The organism is Streptomyces sp. A012304 (assembly GCF_026008495.1).
In the GTDB taxonomy this organism is placed as follows: domain Bacteria; phylum Actinomycetota; class Actinomycetes; order Streptomycetales; family Streptomycetaceae; genus Streptomyces.
Window position 1 is genome coordinate 49,244 of the sequence record NZ_BQUN01000004.1, and the last position, 16,279, is coordinate 65,522.

The window sequence follows — 16,279 nt, forward strand, 5'->3', positions numbered from 1 at the left end:
CGTCGCGGACCGCGGGCCGTTCGTGGCTGGTCGCGCCCACGCGGCGGAGCCGCTCATCGAAACAGCCCCGCGCCCCACAGCACGCACTCACGCTCTCTCATAAGTAAGGACTGACCTTCATGGCACCGCATCCCGAAGCCGCCGCTCTCCTCGCCCGGTCCCATCGGCTGGGTTCCGACCCCCGCAACACCAACTACGCCGGCGGCAACGCCTCCGCCAAGGGCTCCGACACCGATCCCGTCACCGGTGGTGACGTCGAGCTGATGTGGGTGAAGGGGTCCGGTGGGGACCTCGGGACGCTCACCGAGGCGGGGCTGGCGGTACTGCGCCTGGACCGGCTGCGGGCGCTCGTCGACGTCTACCCCGGGGTCGAGCGCGAGGACGAGATGGTCGCCGCGTTCGACTACTGCCTGCACGGCAAGGGCGGTGCCGCGCCCTCCATCGACACGGCGATGCACGGGCTGGTCGACGCCGCCCATGTGGACCACCTGCACCCCGACTCGGGCATCGCGCTCGCCTGCGCCGCCGACGGGGAGAAGCTGACCGCCGAGTGTTTCGGGGACAGCGTGGTGTGGGTGCCGTGGCGGCGGCCCGGGTTCCAGCTGGGGCTGGACATCGCGGCCGTGAAGGAGGCCAACCCTCAGGCCATCGGCTGCGTCCTCGGCGGGCACGGCATCACCGCCTGGGGTGACACCGCCGAGGAGTGCGAGCGCAACTCGCTGCACATCATCCGCACCGCCGAGGCGTTCCTCGACGAGCGGGGCAAGGCCGAGCCCTTCGGGCCCGTCCTCGAGGGGTACGAGGCGCTGCCCGACGCCGAGCGCCGGCAGCGGGCCGCCGCGCTCGCCCCCCACGTGCGGGCCGTCGCCTCACAGGACAGGCCGCAGGTCGGGCACTTCACCGACGCGGACGTGGTGCTGGACTTCGTCTCCCGCGCCGAGCACCCGCGGCTGGCGGCACTGGGCACCTCCTGCCCCGACCACTTCCTGCGCACCAAGGTGCGGCCGCTGGTCCTGGACCTGCCGCCGACCGCCCCGCTGGAGGAGGCGATCGCCCGGCTGAAGGAGCTGCACGCCGCCTACCGCGAGGAGTACGCCGCCTACTACCAGCGGCACGCCGAGCCCGACTCCCCCGCGATGCGCGGCGCCGACCCGGCGATCGTGCTGGTCCCCGGCGTGGGCATGTTCTCCTTCGGCAAGGACAAGCAGACCGCGCGGGTGGCCGGCGAGTTCTACGTCAACGCCATCAACGTCATGCGGGGCGCCGAGGCGGTCTCGACGTACGCGCCCATCGAGGAGTCGGAGAAGTTCCGCATCGAGTACTGGGCGCTGGAGGAGGCCAAGCTCCAGCGGATGCCGAAGCCGAAGCCGCTGGCCACCCGGGTGGCGCTGGTGACGGGCGCCGGCAGCGGGATCGGCAGGGCGATCGCGCACCGCCTGGTGGCCGAGGGCGCCTGTGTCGTCGTCGCGGACCTGAACGCGGAGAACGCGGCCGCCGTCGCCGAGGAGCTGGGCGGTCCCGACAAGGCCGTCGCCGTGACCGTCGACGTGACGTCCGAGGAGCAGATCGGGGCGGCGTTCGAAGCGGCCGCGCTGGCCTTCGGCGGGGTGGACCTGGTGGTCAACAACGCCGGCATCTCCATCTCCAAGCCGCTGCTGGAGACCTCGGCCAAGGACTGGGACCTCCAGCACGACATCATGGCCCGCGGGTCCTTCCTGGTCTCGCGCGAGGCGGCCCGGGTGATGATCGCGCAGGGGCTGGGCGGCGACATCGTCTACATCGCCTCGAAGAACGCCGTCTTCGCCGGTCCGAACAACATCGCCTACTCGGCCACCAAGGCCGACCAGGCGCACCAGGTGCGGCTGCTCGCCGCCGAGCTGGGCGAGCACGGCATCCGCGTCAACGGCGTCAACCCGGACGGGGTCGTGCGCGGCTCCGGGATCTTCGCGGGCGGCTGGGGCGCGCAGCGCGCGGCCGTGTACGGGGTGGAGGAGGAGAAGCTGGGCGAGTTCTACGCGCAGCGGACCATCCTCAAGCGCGAGGTGCTGCCCGAGCACGTGGCGAACGCCGTGTTCGCGCTGACCGGCGGTGAGCTCACCCACACCACCGGGCTGCACGTCCCGGTCGACGCCGGCGTCGCCGCCGCCTTCCTGCGGTGACGGCCGTGCGCTCGTACGCGGCGGTCGACCTCGGCGCCTCCAGTGGGCGGGTGATGGTCGGCCGCGTGACCCCGGACTCGCTGGAGCTGACGGAAGCGCACCGCTTCCCCAACCGGCCCGTGCGGGTCCCGGAGGGGCTGCGCTGGGACGTCCTCGGGCTGTACGCGGGCGTCCTCCAGGGGCTGCGGGCGGCCGGCGCCCACTGCGGTGGACGGCTCGACTCCGTCGGCATCGACAGCTGGGCCGTCGACTACGGCCTGCTGGATGCCGACGGGGCCCTGCTGGGCAACCCGGTGCACTACCGCGACGCCCGCACCGAGGGCGTCGCGGAGAAGGTGTGGGCCACGGTCCCGGCCGCCGAGCTGTACGCGGCGACGGGACTCCAGTACGCGCCGTTCAACACGCTCTACCAGTTGACGGCGGCGGCGTCCTCGGCACAGCTGGCCCACGCCCGGCGGCTGCTGCTCGTCCCCGACCTGCTGTCGTACTGGCTCACCGGGGAGCAGGGCACCGAGCTGACCAACGCCTCCACCACCCAGCTCATCGATCCGCGCACGCGTGACTGGGCGTACGGCATCGCCTCGCGGCTGGGCATCGACCTGAAGCTGTTCGCCCCGCTGCGGCAGCCCGGGGATCCGGCCGGTGTGCTGCGGCCGGAGGTGCTGGAGGAGACGGGACTGACCGGTCCGGTGCCGGTGACGGCCGTCGGCTCGCACGACACCGCGTCCGCGGTCGCCGCCGTCCCGGCGACGGGTGAGCGCTTCGCCTACATCTGCACCGGCACCTGGTCCCTGGCCGGCCTGGAGCTCGACGCGCCCGTGCTCACCGAGGACAGCCGCGCCGCCAACTTCACCAATGAGCTGGGCCTGGACGGCTCGGTCCGCTACCTGCGCAACATCATGGGCCTGTGGCTGCTCCAGGAATGCGTGCGGGCCTGGGGCGACCCGGACCTGGGCGGGCTGCTGCGCGAGGCCGCCGCCGTCCCGGCGCTGCGCTCGGTGGTGGACGCGGGCGACGCCGCCTTCCTCGCGCCCGGCCGGATGCCCGAGCGGATCGCCGAGGCCTGCCGGGTCTCGGGGCAGCCGGTGCCCGAGTCGCGCGGCGAGATCACGCGCTGCATCCTCGACTCGCTGGCCCTGGCCCACCGCCGGGCGGTCGACGAGGCCCAGCGGCTGGCCGGTCACCCGGTCGACGTGGTGCACATCGTCGGCGGGGGCACCCGCAACGCCCTGCTGTGCCAGCTCACCGCCGACGCCTGCGGGCTGCCGGTGGTGGCCGGCCCGACCGAGGCGGCCGCCCTCGGCAACATCCTGGTCCAGGCCCGGGCGCACGGGCTGGTCGGCGACCGCGCCGCCATGCGGCGGCTGCTGGCCCGCACCCAGCCGCTGACGCGGTACGAGCCGCAGGGCGACACCGGTGCGTGGCGCGCGGCGGAGGCCCGGCTCACCACGCGGTGAGACCGGGCTCGCCCCGACGGCACCCGCCGACTACGCTTCACCCATCCGATGACCTACCCCGAGGAGCCGCGATGCGTGTCGCACTGTTCCTGACCTGTGTCAACGACACGCTCTATCCGGAAACCGGCCGTGCCGTGGTGAAACTCCTGACCAGGCTGGGTGTCGAGGTCGATTTCCCGATGGCCCAGACCTGCTGCGGACAGGCTCACTACAACACCGGCTACCGTCATGAGGCCGAACCCCTCGCCCGGCATTTCTCCGATGTTTTCGGGGAGTACGAGGCGATCGTCACGCCCTCCGGGTCATGCGGGGCGATGGTGCGGGAGCTGTATCCGCGGATGGGTGAGCGGGCCCGGGCAGAGGGACGCGGGAACGCCCTCGCGGCCACCCTGGCGCCCGTGGTCCCCAAGACCTACGAGCTGACCGAGTTCCTCGTGGACGTGCTGGGCGTGACGGACGTCGGCGCCCATTACCCGCACAAGGTGACCTATCACCCGACCTGCCACGGGCTGCGCGGGCTGGGGCTCGGTGACCGGCCGCGCCGGCTGCTCCAGGCCGTCAAGGGGCTGGAGCTGGTGGAGCTGCCCGGCGCCGACGAGTGCTGCGGCTTCGGCGGCACCTTCGCGCTGAAGAACTCCGACGTCTCGGTGGCGATGGGCGCCGACAAGGTGCGCAACGCCGCCTCGACCGGAGCGGACGTGCTGTGCGCGGCCGACAACTCGTGCCTGATGCACATCGGCGGCACCATGACCCGGCTCGCGGTGGGCATGCGGCCGGTGCACATCGCGGAGATCCTGGCGAGCACGGAGGAGGACGCGACCGTATGAGCGGGACGTTCGTCGGGATGCCGGCGTTCCCGAAGGCCGCGCGCGAAGCGGTCGGTGACCGGACCCTGCGGGGCAATCTGCGGCACGCCACGCACACCATCCGCGGCAAGCGGGCGAAGGCCGTCGCCGAGGTGTCGGACTGGGCGGAGCTGCGCGAGGCGGGCAAGCGGATCAAGGACCACACGCTCCGCCACCTGGACCGCTATCTGCTGCGGTTGGAGGAGTCGGTGACGGCCGCGGGCGGCATCGTCCACTGGGCGGCCGACGCCGACGAGGCCAACGCGATCGTGACCCACCTCGTCAAGATGACCGGCGAGTCGGAGGTCGTGAAGGTCAAGTCCATGGCCACGCAGGAGATCGGGCTCAACGAGGCGCTGGAGGCGGAGGGCATCCGCGCCTACGAGACCGATCTGGCCGAGCTGATCGTGCAACTGGGCAAGGACCGGCCCTCGCACATCCTCGTCCCGGCCATCCACCGCAACCGCGGCGAGATCCGTGACATCTTCGCGAGCGAGATGAGCGAGTGGGGCCGCCCCGCCCCCGAGGGCCTCACCGACACGCCCGCCGAACTCGCGGAGGCCGCCCGCCTGCACCTGCGGGAGAAGTTCCTGCGGGCCAAGGTCGGCATCTCCGGCGCCAATTTCATGGTCGCGGAGACCGGCACCCTCGTCGTGGTCGAGTCCGAGGGCAACGGCCGGATGTGCCTGACCCTCCCCGAGACGCTGATCTCCGTCGTCGGCATCGAGAAGATCGTGCCGACCTGGCAGGACCTGGAGGTGTTCCTCCAGACCCTGCCCCGCTCGTCCACGGCCGAGCGCATGAACCCCTACACCTCGACCTGGACCGGCACCACGGACGGCGACGGCCCGAGCACCTTCCACCTGGTCCTGCTCGACAACGGCCGCACCGACACCCTCGCCGACGAGGTCGGCCGCCAGGCCCTGCGCTGCATCCGCTGCTCCGCCTGCCTGAACGTGTGCCCCGTCTACGAACGGGCCGGCGGCCACGCCTACGGGTCCGTCTACCCCGGGCCCATCGGCGCGATCCTCAGCCCGCAGCTGCGCGGCACGCAGAGCGAGATCGACGCCTCGCTGCCCTACGCCTCGTCGCTGTGCGGCGCCTGCTACGAGGTGTGCCCGGTCGCCATCGACATCCCGGAGGTCCTGGTGCACCTGCGCGAGCGGGTGGTGGAGGGCGGTCCGGTGACCCGGGACGGCAACAAGGTGGTGCTGAAGCCCGCCAAGGGGCACGCCGCGGAACGGGCCGCGATGCGCGCGGCCCGCTGGGCGTTCGGCCGGCCCGGGGCCCTGCGCGCCGGCCAGCGGCTCGCCTCCCGCACCCGGCGCCTGCATCCCCGTACGCTGCCGGGCCCCGGCAAGGCGTGGACCGGCAGCCGTGATCTGCCGGCCGTACCCGCGGAGCCGTTCCGCGACTGGTGGCAGCGCACGAACGGCGGAAAGGACGAGGTCGAGTGAACAGCAGGGATCGGATCCTCGGCCGGGTGCGGCGCGCCCTGGCCGACGTACCGCCGGACGACACGCCCTACGAGGAGGCGGTGCCGCGCGCCTACCTGCGCGAGCACGGTGCCCTCGACGCCGAGGAGAGGGTGGAGCTGCTCGCCGAGAACCTCGCGGACTACCGGGCGCTGGTGCACCGCTGCGGCGAAGGCGAACTGCCCTCGCTCATCGCCGAGTTGCTGGCGCGGCGGGAGGCGGCGACCGTGCTGGTGCCGGTCGGCCTGGAGGAAGGCTGGCTCGCGGGGACACCGGTCACGCGGGTCCCCGACCGGGCCGAGAGCACCCCGCACGAGCTGGACCGGGTCGACAGCGTGGTCACCGCGTGCGCCGTGGCCGTGGCGGAGACCGGCACGATCGTGCTGGACGGCGGGCCCGACCAGGGGCGGCGCCGCGTCACCCTGGTCCCCGACCACCACATCTGCGTCGTGCGCGTGCCCGACCAGGTCGTGTCCTCCGTGCCGCAGGCCCTGGAACGGCTGGACCCCACCCGTCCGCTCACGTGGATCTCCGGGCCGTCGGCCACCAGCGACATCGAACTGGACCGGGTGGAAGGGGTGCACGGCCCGCGCACCCTGGAGGTGATCCTGGTCGGCTGAGCCGTCCTCACAGGTCGCGCCGCTCCAGGGGCCGCTGGGCCGGACCCTGGACGACGCGCCCCTCGACGTCGAACCGGGAGCCGTGGCACGGGCACTCCCAGGCGCGTTCGGCGCGGTTGAAGGCCACCAGGCAGCCCATGTGGGTGCAGCGCGCGGACAGGGCGTGCAGTTGCCCGGCCTCGTCGCGGTGGACGGCGCAGCGCTCCCCGGAGACGCGGACGACCGCGCCGTCGCCGGGGGCGATCTCGTCCACCGCGGGTCCGGACGCCGTCGGCAGCCGGTCGCCGACGAAGTGGCGGGCCACGTCGGCCTGGTGCTTGAGGAAAGCCGCGCCCTCGCGGACCACGGAGGCGATACGGCGGGGGTCGTAGAGGTCGCTCCAGGGGCAGGTGCGGCCGGTGATCCGCTCGCTCAGCAGCCGGCCCGCCATGATGCCGCTGCTCATGCCCCAGCCGCCGAACCCGGTCGCCACGTACGTGTTCCTGCTGCCGGGGTGCAGGGCGCCGACGAGCGGCACGGAGTCGGTGGAGTCGTTGTCCTGGGTGGCCCACCGGTGGGTGAAGTCGAGCTTGCCGAAGCGTTCGACCGCCCAGTCGGCGAGCCTGCCGAAGCGTTCGTCGACGTCCCCGCCGGTGCCGGGCGTGAAGTGCTCCCCGGTGACGATGAGCAGGCGCCGTCCGTCGTCCAGGGGAGCCGTGCGCACCGAGCGGGTGTTCTGCTCCTGCGTGATGTACATGCCGTGCGGGGCGGTGGCGGCGTCGACCGGCGCGGCCAGCACGAGTTCCCGGCGCGGCGAGAGCCGGGTGAACAGCAACGCCCGGTCGAAGACGGGGTAGTGGGTGGCGACGACGACGGCCTGGGCGGTGACGGTCGTGGCGGACGTGCCGGACTCGACGGTCAGCTCGCAGGGGTCGCCCTCGTCGAGTCCGGTGACGCGGGTGTTCTCGTGGATCGTGCCGCCGAGCCGCCGGATGCCGTCGGCGACGGCCAGCAGGTACTTGCGGGGGTGGAACTGGGCCTGGCCGGCGACGCGGACCGCGCCCGCGACGGGGAACGGCAGTTCCGTCTCGGTCACGTACTCGGCGGGCAGCCCGGCCTCCCGCGCCGCCTCCGCCTCGGCCTTGAGGACGTCGGTCCGCGAGGGGTCCTCGACGTAGGTGTAGGAGGCGGTCTCCTCCCACTCGCAGTCGACGCCCAGCTCCTCGGCGACCTCCTTGGCGTGGCGGACGGCGTCCGTCTGGGAGAGCGCGTACAGCCGGGCCCCCTCCGGGCCGCGGGTGCGCCGCAGGTGGTCGTAGATCAGGGTGTGCTGGACGCTCACCTTGGCGGTGGTGTGGCCGGTGACGCCGGCCGCGACGCGGTGCGCCTCCAACACCGCCACCGAGCGGCCCCGTCGGGCCAGCTCCCAGGCCGTGCTGAGTCCCGCGATGCCCGCGCCGACGACGGCGACGTCGACGCGGAGCGGCCCCTCCGGCGGGGGCGCCGGGTCACCGGGCGGTGCGGTGTCCAGCCAGTACGACCCGTGGATGTGCGCCTGCTCGCTCATGGCGGCCGAGTTCCCGCGACCGGGCCGGTCACACGGCCGGCCAGGTCCCACGGTCTACTGATTGGACTCCGCGGCGCTGATGTCTCCGAGCGCCGACTCCGGATCGCGCTCGATGGCCAGGTCTCCGAGGGAGACGATGCCGACCGGCCGGCCCTCCTCGACGACCGGGACGCGGCGCACCGCGTGCTCGCGCATCACCTGCACGGCGTGGTCCAGATCCTCGTCCGGGCCCACGGTGACCAGGTCGTCGCTGCACACCGTGGCCACCGTCGTCTGCGCCGGGTCCCCGCCCTCGGCGAGGGCGCGCACCACGAGGTCGCGGTCGCTGACCAGGCCGCGCAGCCGGTCGTGGTCCGTGACCAGGACCGCTCCGATGTTCTCGTCGCGCATGAGCCGGGCCACGGCCGTCACCGATGCCTGCGGTTCCACCGTCACGGGCTCGGCCGTCATGATGTCCCGCACGTGCTGAGTCACGGCTGTCCTCCTTCCGGTGGGCGGCGGTCCGTCACCGCCGCTCGGCGCACGGGTACCCGTCGCGGGCGCCCGCACCCCGGGCGGACGGCGCGTACGGCGTCACTTTCCGCGGAGGCGCCGCCTTCAGGAGTAGGTGAGCGGGCAGCCGTAGCGCAGCGAGTACTGGGCGGCGCGCAGGTACAGCGCCACGTAGAAGGCCGTGTCCAGGTCGTCGCTCCACGGGCCGGGCCGGGTGGCGGCGAGCCCGCCCGCGCTGCCGTCCATGAACCACGCGGTCAGTTCCAGGTTGGCGCCCGTCGCCGGTATCGCGTCCAGGGGCAGGCCGAGGAAGCCGGCCAGCCGCTCGGCGAGGGCGAGGACCTGCGGGGCTCCGGCGATGACGGTCTCGTCCGCGAACCAGGAGCCGATGGGCAGCGGGATCGGCTTCTCCAGGGAGAGCGGCACCAGGACGGTCCAGTCCTGGAGGGTCTCGCGCTCGGCGTCGCTCAGGCGGGCCCGGCACAGTGCGTCGAACCCCGTCATGGACGGGCTGACCTTCTCCTCGAACCAGCCGCGGTCCGGTCCGGACACGGTGTCGTACGGCGGCAGGCCCCGCGCTCTCAGCTCGTCGTTCAGCGCCGCGGCCACGTCCCCGTGGCCGCCCTCCTCCTCGCCGAACCATTCCCGCCCGTCGATGCTCACCAGATAAACGCCCATGATCGCACCGTACCGGGGGGCACTGACAGCACCGGTCCTGATGACAAGGCACTGACAGCACTGGTCCCTGTTCCTGATGACAAGTCACTGAACAAGCGCTTAGATATCTCCGGGTGCTCGGACAGCTCCCCGATCCCCCGTGCCCGACGCCGACCACCGGAGGCCCCGTTGTTCACGTCCGTCGACGATGTCTCCGCCCGTCTCGCCGAGACCGGCTACCTGGCCTCCCCCGCCGTCGCCACGACCGTCTTCCTCGCCGACCGGCTCGGCAAGCCGCTCCTCGTGGAGGGCCCGGCGGGCGTCGGCAAGACCGAACTCGCCAAGGCGGTCGCCCAGGTGGCGGACGCCCGGCTGGTGCGCCTGCAGTGCTACGAGGGCGTCGACGAGTCCCGGGCGCTGTACGAGTGGAACCACGCCAAGCAGCTGCTGCGCATCAGCGCGAGCCGCGACGAGACATGGGACGAGACCCGCACGGACATCTTCAGCGAGGAGTTCCTCCTCCCCCGCCCCCTGTTGACCGCGATCCGCGGCGACGAGCCGACGGTGCTGCTGATCGACGAGACCGACAAGGCCGACGTCGAGGTGGAGGGGCTGCTCCTGGAGGTGCTCAGCGACTTCCAGGTGACCGTGCCGGAGCTGGGCACGATCACCGCGAGCCGACGCCCGTTCGTGGTGCTCACCTCCAACGCCAGCCGTGAGCTGTCGGAGGCGCTGCGCCGCCGCTGTCTGTTCCTGCACCTCGGCTTCCCCGACGAGGAGCTGGAGCGGCGGATCGTCCGGCTGAAGGTGCCCGGCATCGACGCGGCGCTGGCCGCGTCCGTGGTGCGGGTGGTGGGCGCGCTGCGCGCGATGGACCTGCGCAAGGTGCCCTCCGTGGCCGAGACCATCGACTGGGCGCGGACCCTGCTCGCCCTGGGCGCCGACACGCTCGACGAGACCCTGGTGCGTGACACGCTGGGCGTGATCCTCAAGCACCAGGACGACGTCCTGAAGGCCGCCGCGAAGCTGGACCTGGACGCCGTATGACCGGCCCGGCCGATGCGGCGGCGCGGCTGACGGGGTTCGTCGCCGCGCTGCGCGCGCACGGGGTGCGGATCGGCACCGGTGAGACGGTGGACGCGGCCGGGGCCGCCGCGGCACTGGGGTTCGCGGACCGGGTGCTGCTGCGGGAGGGACTGGCCGCGACCCTGCTGCGCTCCACGGACCAGCGGCGGCTGTTCGACACCGTCTTCGACCTGTACTTCCCGAGGAGCGTCGGCGCGCCCGGGAACGGGCCCGGGGACCGGGAGGACCTGCGCGACCGGCTGGCCGCCGCGCTCGCCGACCACGACGAGGCGCTGCTGGGGCGGCTGGCCGTCGAGGCGGTCGACGGCCTGGGCGGATACGGGAGTTCACCGGGGTCGGACGGCTGGTCGTCGTACCAGACCCTGGACCGGCTGCGGCCGCAGACGCTGCTGGCGCGGGTGCGGGACGACGTGCGGGCGCGAGGCGGGGCCGCCGGGTTCACGGACCGGTTGCTGGAGGACGAGATCCGGCGGCGCATCGAGGTGTTCCGGGCGCTGGTGGCGGCGGAGGCGCGGCGCCGGGTGGCGGAGCGTCGCGGCCGGGACGAGATCGCCCGGCGGGCGGTGGCGCCGACCGCCGACCGGGTCGACTTCCTGTACGCGGGCAAGGACCGGCTGGCCGAACTGCGGCGCACGGTGGGGCCGTTGGCGCGCAAGCTGGCGACCCGGATGGCGGCACGGCGGCGCCGGGCCGCGCGGGGCTCGATCGATCTGCGCCGCACCCTGCGCGGTTCGCTGTCGACGGGCGGGGTGCCGATGCGGCCCGTGCTGCGCCGACGGCGCCCGGCCCGCCCCGAACTGGTGCTGCTGTGCGACGTGTCGGGCTCGGTGTCCGGCTTCTCCGACTTCACCATGCTGCTGGTGCAGGCGCTGCACGACCAGTTCGGCAAGGTGCGGGTCTTCGCCTTCGTCAACCGGATCGACGAGGTGACCGGCCTGCTGGAGCACGGCGCCGCCGACCCGGAGGGACTCGGCGCCCGCATCCGCGCCGAGGCCACCCTGACCGGCTGGCACGGCAGCAGCGACTACGGCGTCGCCCTGGGCGAGTTCGCACAGCGCTACGAGGGCGCGGTGGGCCCGCGCACGACGGTGTTCGTGCTCGGCGACGCCCGGACGAACATGAGCGACCCCAACCTGCCGGCCCTGAGGCAGATCGCCGAACGGGCCCGCCGGGTGCACTGGCTGAACCCGGAGCCGCGTCCGCAGTGGGGCACGGGGGACTCCGTCGCACCGCTGTACGCCGAGCTGGTGGCGATGCACGAATGCCGCACCGCTCATCAACTCGGCGCGCTGGTCAGCAGGTTGCTGCCGGTGTGACGCGAAGCGTCCAAGCCCCGCGACGCCGGGATGATCCAAACGACAGGGTCTAGTCGCCCGAGGCCTTCGCGTACTCCTTGGCCATCTGGCCCGCGAAGTCGTACGCCACGACCTGTTCGTCGCCCACCACCCAGGCGTCGTGACCGGGCGGGCACACGAACACGTCACCGGGGCCGACCTCGCTCTCGCCGCCCTCGTCCATACGGATGTGCAGGCGGCCCTGGACGATGTACCCGTTGTGGTGGACCTGGCAGCTGTCCGTCCCCGCGATCGGTGCCACGGACTCGGACCAGCGCCAGCCGGGCTCGAAGGTCGCCACGGCGAAGTCCAGCCCCGTCATGTGGACGGCTTCGAGGTGACCGCGCGGGAAATCGCGCCGCTCGTCCGGCTTGTCGAGCGTCTTCACTTCCAGCATGACGCTCCTCCCTTCCGGCCGCGCTCACCACGGCCGGGGCCCGTCTCCCCCGGCGGCTCTGGACGTCACCGGTGAGGGCCGAGCCCCACACCTCCATCGTCCGCCCGCCACCCGGGCGCCGCCATTCGGGCGATCGGCACCGCTCAGGCGCCGCCACCGCAGAGCCGCGCGAACCGCTCCGCGTCGATGTTCCCCCCGGAGACGATCACTCCGACACGGCGTGGCAGGGGGCCGAGGCGGCCGGCGAGCAGCGCGGCCAGCGGGGTGGCGCCGCTCGGTTCCACCACGATCTTCAGCCGTTCGAAGGCGAACCGCATGGCCGCGCGGATCTCGTCGTCGGTGACCAGGGCGATCGCGTCGACGAGCCGCCGGTTCACCGAGAAGGTCAGTTCGCCGGGTGTGTGCAGGGCCTGTCCGTCGGCGATGGTGCGGGGCACCGGGATGCTCACGCGCCGCCCGGTCTCCAGCGACCGCTTGGTGTCGTCCCCGGCCTCCGGCTCGATCCCGACGACCCGGATGCCCTCGTACAGTGCCTTCGCGACCGTCGCGCTGCCGGCGATCAGCCCGCCGCCGCCGACCGGTGTCACCAGCGCGTCCAGCTCCCCTGTCTCTTCGAGGAGTTCGAGTGCGGCGGTGCCCTGTCCGGCCATGACGTGCGGGTGCTCGTAGGGCGGGATCAGGGTGAGGCCCCGCTCGGCGGCGAGGGCCTCGGCGATGGCCACCCGGTCGCCGGCGTAGCGGTCGTACGTCACGATCTCGGCGCCGTAGGCCTCGGTGGCCTCCCGCTTGGAGGGCGGGGCGTCCTCGGGCATGACGATCACCGCGGTGGTGCCGACCTCGCGGGCGGCCAGGGCGACGGCCTGGGCGTGGTTGCCGGAGGAGTAGGCGGCGATGCCCCGGGCGAGCTGCGCCGGGGTGAGCCGGGAGGCCGCGTTGTAGGCGCCGCGGAACTTGAAGGCACCCACCCGCTGGAAGTTCTCGCACTTCAGCAGGATCTCGGCGCCGACGAGGGCGTCGAGGGTGCGGGAGCGCAGCACGGGCGTGCGGTGGGCGACGCCCCGGAGGCGGGCGGCGGCGTCACGGACGTCGTCCGGGGTGATCGGCGGCGGTGGGGTGGTCATGAATGTGCTCCCTCGCTGGTGTCGGTCCGGCCGGCGGGGTGGGACGCCCGCGCCTGGGACAGGTAGCTGTAGGCGGAGGCCCGGGAGATGCCGAGGCGGGCGGCGACCTGCTCGATCGCGCGGCGCACGGCGAAGACGCCGCGTTCGTCCAGATTGCGGAAGAGGGCCAGGCGCCGGGCGCGGTCGAGCGCCTGCCAGGTCGTGCGCTCCAGGTGGGTGTCGAGGAGGGCGTCGACGACGGAGTCGATGTCGTCGCCGAAGGTGGTCACCGGCGGGTCCGCGGACGGTGCGGCGGTCCCGGCGAGCGCGCCGAGCAGGCTGTGGACGCGGTCGACCTCGGTGACGTCGACGTTGACGCACAGGGCGCCGAACACCGCGCCGCCCGAGTCGCGCAGCACCATCGTCGACGACTTCAGCAGCCGTCCGGTGCCGGTGCGGGTGACGTAGTTCAGCTCGTCGGCCGCGTCGTCGCCGCGGGCGAGGACCCGCAGGCCGATCTCGCTCATCGCGCCGCCCACGGTCCGCCCGGTCACCGACCCGGCGACCGCGACCACCGACCTCTCCGGACTGCGGTAGTCGTGCAGCACGACCTCGCAGACCGGCCCGAAGGTCGCCGCGATGCCGTCCACGACGGGGCGCAGCGCCCGCAGGATCGCGTCCCGCTCCGCTTCCCGTGATCCCTCGACCGCCATTCGCCCTCCCTTGTCCCGGCCGGCTCCTCATCCGGACCCCGCCATTAGACTACACGTCCAATGCTTGGACACACAGTCCAACACCGACGCCGTCGGGTCCCCGTGTCCCGCCTTCAGGGGAACCGCCGATCAAGGGGTGGCACCGCCAATTGCCGCTTCCCTAGGATGTGTTGTCGACCGCGCCGGTCCGCGGCACGGCCCGGAGCTGGGGGAAAAAGGATGCAGCCTGGCAAGCAGCTGTCCACGAAGATCGACGCCACGGTCCCCACGGCCGCGCGCATGTACGACCACTACCTGGGCGGCAAGGACAACTACGCGGCGGACCGCGCGGCGTGCGAGGAACTCGACAAGGTCGTCCCCAGCACCCGTGCGCTCGCCCTGAACAACCGGCGCTTCCTGCAACGGGTCGTACGGACCCTGACGCAGGAGCACGGCATCCGGCAGTTCCTCGACCACGGCTCGGGTCTGCCCACCCAGGACAACGTCCACCAGATCGCCCAGCGCGTCGACCCGAGCGCGCACGTCGTCTACGTCGACAACGACCCGATGGTCCTCGTCCACGGCCGGGCCCTGTTGGAGCAGGACGAGCGCACCACCGTCATCCACGCCGACATGCGCGAGACCGAGGCGATCTTCACCCACCCCGACACCGAGCGCCTGATCGACTTCTCACAGCCGGTGGCCGTGCTGTTCAACTCGGTCTTCCACTGCATCCCCGACAGCGGGACCGACGGCCCGCCGGCGGTCGTCCGGCGTGTGGCCGAACGGCTCGCGCCGGGAAGCTTCCTGGTGATGTGCCAGCTGGTGAGCGACGATCCCAAGGTGCGGGACTTCGTCACGAACTTCATGGACCAGGTCACCCAGGGGCACTGGGGCCGGGTGCGCGAGGAGAAGGACGTCGCCGAGTGGTTCGAGGGCATGGACATCCTCGACCCCGGCCTGGTGGAGGTCTCCACCTGGCGACCCGACAACGAGGTGGCGCCGCGCCAACTCACTCAGGAGTGGATCGAGTTCGGCGGCGTGGGCCGACTGCGCTAGACGACACGGGCGGCGCCGCTCCGGGCCTTCCCGGGCGGCGCGACCGTGCCGGAAGTCACGGGTAGCGCTGCTCCAGGGCCTTCCTGAGCAGCGCCACCGACTCGCGCGGCTGGAGCGCGTCGTCGGCCAGCCGGTCCAGCGTGGCCCGGTACTCCTCCGTCTCGTCCCGGTCCTCCAGGAAGGTGGCGCTTCCGATGTGCTCCAGGTAGACGACATCGGGCAGGTCGGCACCGCCGAAGCGCAGATAGGTCACCGGAATGGACGGCGCGCAGGCGTGCGTCACGTCCAACGGCACGATCTGGACGGTCACATGGGGCAGCCCGGCCATCTCCACGAGATGCGCGAGCTGCTCCCGCATCACCTCGGGGCTGCCCAGGACACGCAGCAGCACCGACTCGTCGAGGACGGCCCACACCCGCGGGGCGTCCGGCCGGTGGAGCAGCTCGGTGCGCCGGGTCCGCAGCTCCACCCGGCGCTCCACCTCGCGGTCCGGCGCCGTCGGCATCCCGCGCCGCACGACCGCACGCGTGTAGGCGGGTGTCTGCAACAGCCCCGGCACGTACTGGATCTGGAAGGTACGGATCGCCGTGGCCGCCTCCTGGAGTCCGACCAGACGGTCGAACCACTCGGGCATGAGGCGTTTGTCGTACCGCTGCCACCAGCCCGGCTCGCCCGCCCGGCGCAGCAACTGCACCAGGACCGACGCCTGGTAAGCGTCGGTCCGGTACAGGTCGAGCAGGCGGCGCACATCCGCCTCGGTGGGCGGACGGCGCCCCTTGCCCGCCTCGATGCGCGACAGCTTCGCCGGGCTGAAGCCGACGGCACGCGCGGCCTCGAGCTGGGACAGCCCGGCGTCCTCCCGGATTCCCGCCAGCTGCACTCCGACCAGCATCTTCAGCAGGGTCGGGGCGGGTTCGGGCCGGGTCAGATACGGTTCGAGACGGGAGACACGAGCTGACTCGGCAGACATCCTGACTCCCCGTGGGCCGGCAGACGATAGACCGCATTATCGCATCCGGAGCCCTCCGGCCCGCTAGGCGGAAAAGTGGATCCCCCTCACCTGTGCCGTCCGGCCTGCCGCAGCAGGTGGTCGAACTCCCCGTCCTTCGCCCCGGCGAGGAACGCGGCCACCTCGGCCGGCGTGTAGACCAGAGCGGGGCCCTCGGGGTCACGGGAGTTGCGCATCGCCACTCCGCCCCCGTCCAGCACGGCCATCTCGACGCAGTCGCCCTCAGGGCCGCTGTGACTGCTCTTGATCCAGCGGGCGTCCAGCTCGCTCGCCCGTACTCCGTTGCGCATCGACGACACTGCTCTCTCCTCGCTCTTGCGCGCAATTTCCCGTGAAATTGCACGAGGACAT

General features: G+C 72.7%; 16 protein-coding genes. 8 read left to right on the forward strand and 8 right to left on the reverse strand.

The window, feature by feature from the left end:
• Window positions 1–119 precede the first annotated feature (119 nt).
• The 5 genes from ALMP_RS01840 to ALMP_RS01860 all read left to right on the forward strand — a co-directional run bounded on the left by ALMP_RS01840 (window position 120) and on the right by ALMP_RS01860 (window position 6,556).
• Window positions 120–2,159 (forward strand): bifunctional aldolase/short-chain dehydrogenase, encoded by a 2,040-nt coding sequence (locus tag ALMP_RS01840; protein WP_264924178.1) that lies wholly within the window; start codon window positions 120–122, stop codon window positions 2,157–2,159.
• 5 nt (window positions 2,160–2,164) lie between these two features.
• Window positions 2,165–3,616, forward strand: a complete 1,452-nt coding sequence (locus ALMP_RS01845) for a rhamnulokinase family protein (protein WP_264924212.1) — start codon at window positions 2,165–2,167, stop codon at window positions 3,614–3,616.
• Window positions 3,617–3,687: 71 nt separating this feature from the next.
• Window positions 3,688–4,443 carry a (Fe-S)-binding protein gene (locus tag ALMP_RS01850; RefSeq protein WP_264924179.1) on the forward strand — a complete coding sequence of 252 codons (756 nt, stop codon included), beginning with the start codon at window positions 3,688–3,690 and terminating at the stop codon, window positions 4,441–4,443.
• A complete protein-coding gene (locus ALMP_RS01855) occupies window positions 4,440–5,918 on the forward strand; it encodes a LutB/LldF family L-lactate oxidation iron-sulfur protein (RefSeq protein ID WP_264924180.1) in 1,479 nt (492 codons plus the stop codon). Before ALMP_RS01850 ends, ALMP_RS01855 begins: the two co-directional genes overlap by 4 nt.
• The gene (locus ALMP_RS01860; protein ID WP_264924181.1) at window positions 5,915–6,556 is read left to right on the forward strand and encodes an LUD domain-containing protein; all 642 of its coding nucleotides are present in this window, start codon (window positions 5,915–5,917) and stop codon (window positions 6,554–6,556) included. The genes ALMP_RS01855 and ALMP_RS01860 overlap by 4 nt, the downstream gene beginning before the upstream one ends.
• Window positions 6,557–6,563: 7 nt before the next feature.
• On the opposite strand, the gene ALMP_RS01865 is transcribed toward ALMP_RS01860, so the two are convergent.
• The 3 genes from ALMP_RS01865 to ALMP_RS01875 all read right to left on the reverse strand — a co-directional run bounded on the left by ALMP_RS01865 (window position 6,564) and on the right by ALMP_RS01875 (window position 9,272).
• Complete coding sequence (locus ALMP_RS01865; protein WP_264924182.1) at window positions 6,564–8,102, reverse strand: FAD-dependent oxidoreductase; 1,539 nt, start codon at window positions 8,100–8,102, stop codon at window positions 6,564–6,566.
• 54 nt (window positions 8,103–8,156) lie between these two features.
• A complete protein-coding gene (locus ALMP_RS01870) occupies window positions 8,157–8,576 on the reverse strand; it encodes a CBS domain-containing protein (RefSeq protein ID WP_264924183.1) in 420 nt (139 codons plus the stop codon).
• A 123-nt stretch (window positions 8,577–8,699) separates the two neighbouring features.
• Window positions 8,700–9,272: a hypothetical protein gene (locus tag ALMP_RS01875; RefSeq protein ID WP_264924184.1), complete on the reverse strand. Its 573-nt coding sequence runs from the start codon at window positions 9,270–9,272 to the stop codon at window positions 8,700–8,702.
• A gap of 168 nt (window positions 9,273–9,440) precedes the next feature.
• Here ALMP_RS01875 and ALMP_RS01880 point away from each other — a divergent pair, with 168 nt between their 5' ends.
• Both ALMP_RS01880 and ALMP_RS01885 read left to right on the forward strand, forming a co-directional pair.
• On the forward strand, window positions 9,441–10,298 hold the full coding sequence (locus ALMP_RS01880) for a MoxR family ATPase (RefSeq protein WP_264924186.1): 858 nt from the start codon (window positions 9,441–9,443) through the stop codon (window positions 10,296–10,298).
• On the forward strand, window positions 10,295–11,653 hold the full coding sequence (locus ALMP_RS01885; RefSeq protein ID WP_264924187.1) for a VWA domain-containing protein: 1,359 nt from the start codon (window positions 10,295–10,297) through the stop codon (window positions 11,651–11,653). The genes ALMP_RS01880 and ALMP_RS01885 overlap by 4 nt, the downstream gene beginning before the upstream one ends.
• A gap of 49 nt (window positions 11,654–11,702) precedes the next feature.
• On the opposite strand, the gene ALMP_RS01890 is transcribed toward ALMP_RS01885, so the two are convergent.
• The 3 genes from ALMP_RS01890 to ALMP_RS01900 all read right to left on the reverse strand — a co-directional run bounded on the left by ALMP_RS01890 (window position 11,703) and on the right by ALMP_RS01900 (window position 13,881).
• The gene (locus ALMP_RS01890; protein ID WP_264924188.1) at window positions 11,703–12,068 is read right to left on the reverse strand and encodes a cupin domain-containing protein; all 366 of its coding nucleotides are present in this window, start codon (window positions 12,066–12,068) and stop codon (window positions 11,703–11,705) included.
• Between the two features lie 143 nt (window positions 12,069–12,211).
• Entirely contained in the window at window positions 12,212–13,189 is a 978-nt protein-coding gene (locus tag ALMP_RS01895; RefSeq protein WP_264924189.1) for a pyridoxal-phosphate dependent enzyme, read from the reverse strand.
• Window positions 13,186–13,881 (reverse strand): transcriptional regulator, encoded by a 696-nt coding sequence (locus tag ALMP_RS01900; RefSeq protein WP_264924190.1) that lies wholly within the window; start codon window positions 13,879–13,881, stop codon window positions 13,186–13,188. Before ALMP_RS01900 ends, ALMP_RS01895 begins: the two co-directional genes overlap by 4 nt.
• A 219-nt stretch (window positions 13,882–14,100) precedes the next feature.
• On the opposite strand from ALMP_RS01900, the gene ALMP_RS01905 reads away from it, so the two are divergent.
• A complete protein-coding gene (locus ALMP_RS01905) occupies window positions 14,101–14,919 on the forward strand; it encodes an SAM-dependent methyltransferase (RefSeq protein ID WP_264924191.1) in 819 nt (272 codons plus the stop codon).
• A gap of 55 nt (window positions 14,920–14,974) precedes the next feature.
• Here the strand turns inward: ALMP_RS01905 and ALMP_RS01910 are convergent, their stop codons facing one another.
• Both ALMP_RS01910 and ALMP_RS01915 read right to left on the reverse strand, forming a co-directional pair.
• Entirely contained in the window at window positions 14,975–15,889 is a 915-nt protein-coding gene (locus tag ALMP_RS01910; RefSeq protein ID WP_264924193.1) for a helix-turn-helix transcriptional regulator, read from the reverse strand.
• A gap of 86 nt (window positions 15,890–15,975) precedes the next feature.
• A complete protein-coding gene (locus ALMP_RS01915; protein WP_375803412.1) occupies window positions 15,976–16,218 on the reverse strand; it encodes a DUF397 domain-containing protein in 243 nt (80 codons plus the stop codon).
• Between the last annotated feature and the right edge of the window lie 61 nt (window positions 16,219–16,279).

Bases quoted from the DNA above. Each gene is read 5' to 3' on its own strand.
- ALMP_RS01840 (WP_264924178.1), top strand. From the start codon at position 120: ATGGCACCGCATCCCGAAGCCGCCGCTCTCCTCGCCCGGTCCCATCGG.
- ALMP_RS01850 (WP_264924179.1), top strand. From the start codon at position 3,688: ATGCGTGTCGCACTGTTCCTGACCTGTGTCAACGACACGCTCTATCCG.
- ALMP_RS01855 (WP_264924180.1), top strand. From the start codon at position 4,440: ATGAGCGGGACGTTCGTCGGGATGCCGGCGTTCCCGAAGGCCGCGCGC.
- ALMP_RS01865 (WP_264924182.1), bottom strand. From the start codon at position 8,102: ATGAGCGAGCAGGCGCACATCCACGGGTCGTACTGGCTGGACACCGCA.
- ALMP_RS01875 (WP_264924184.1), bottom strand. From the start codon at position 9,272: ATGGGCGTTTATCTGGTGAGCATCGACGGGCGGGAATGGTTCGGCGAG.
- ALMP_RS01885 (WP_264924187.1), top strand. From the start codon at position 10,295: ATGACCGGCCCGGCCGATGCGGCGGCGCGGCTGACGGGGTTCGTCGCC.
- ALMP_RS01890 (WP_264924188.1), bottom strand. From the start codon at position 12,068: ATGCTGGAAGTGAAGACGCTCGACAAGCCGGACGAGCGGCGCGATTTC.
- ALMP_RS01895 (WP_264924189.1), bottom strand. From the start codon at position 13,189: ATGACCACCCCACCGCCGCCGATCACCCCGGACGACGTCCGTGACGCC.
- ALMP_RS01900 (WP_264924190.1), bottom strand. From the start codon at position 13,881: ATGGCGGTCGAGGGATCACGGGAAGCGGAGCGGGACGCGATCCTGCGG.
- ALMP_RS01905 (WP_264924191.1), top strand. From the start codon at position 14,101: ATGCAGCCTGGCAAGCAGCTGTCCACGAAGATCGACGCCACGGTCCCC.
- ALMP_RS01910 (WP_264924193.1), bottom strand. From the start codon at position 15,889: ATGTCTGCCGAGTCAGCTCGTGTCTCCCGTCTCGAACCGTATCTGACC.
- ALMP_RS01915 (WP_375803412.1), bottom strand. From the start codon at position 16,218: ATGCGCAACGGAGTACGGGCGAGCGAGCTGGACGCCCGCTGGATCAAG.